The sequence below is a fragment of the Denitromonas iodatirespirans genome (assembly GCF_018524365.1).
Lineage (GTDB): Bacteria > Pseudomonadota > Gammaproteobacteria > Burkholderiales > Rhodocyclaceae > Nitrogeniibacter > Nitrogeniibacter iodatirespirans.
Genome location: NZ_JAEKFT010000160.1, coordinates 1 through 300 on the forward strand (window position 1 = coordinate 1; position 300 = coordinate 300).

Genomic DNA, 300 nt, shown 5'->3' on the forward strand with positions numbered 1-300 from the left:
CACCGAAATGCTCAGTTCCTGGGAAACCGCTTCCACTGAGGCGCCCTCCGGCGGCAACAGTCGAGCGAGCGCTTTGTCCTTGAATTTTTGTCCGTATCGAGCCACTTCGTTCTCTTCTCATCGCCCCCGGGTTTTGGATTCTATCGAGGCGACAACTATTCTGACTCAGGGGGCAATACAGATAGCCGGTGAAGCCACGATCGGCCATCAGCAGCATGTCCGGCGCAAGGCTTGCGAGCAGCGGCTCGCACACATCCCATTCGCTGACCCGGTAGGGGCCGATGTTGGCGTCGATGATGG

1 protein-coding gene is annotated in these 300 nt (G+C 58.7%); it reads right to left on the minus strand.

The features are described from left to right. Positions 1–300: hypothetical protein (locus tag I8J34_RS24390; RefSeq protein ID WP_214364213.1), on the minus strand; the 300-nt coding region annotated here is incomplete at both ends.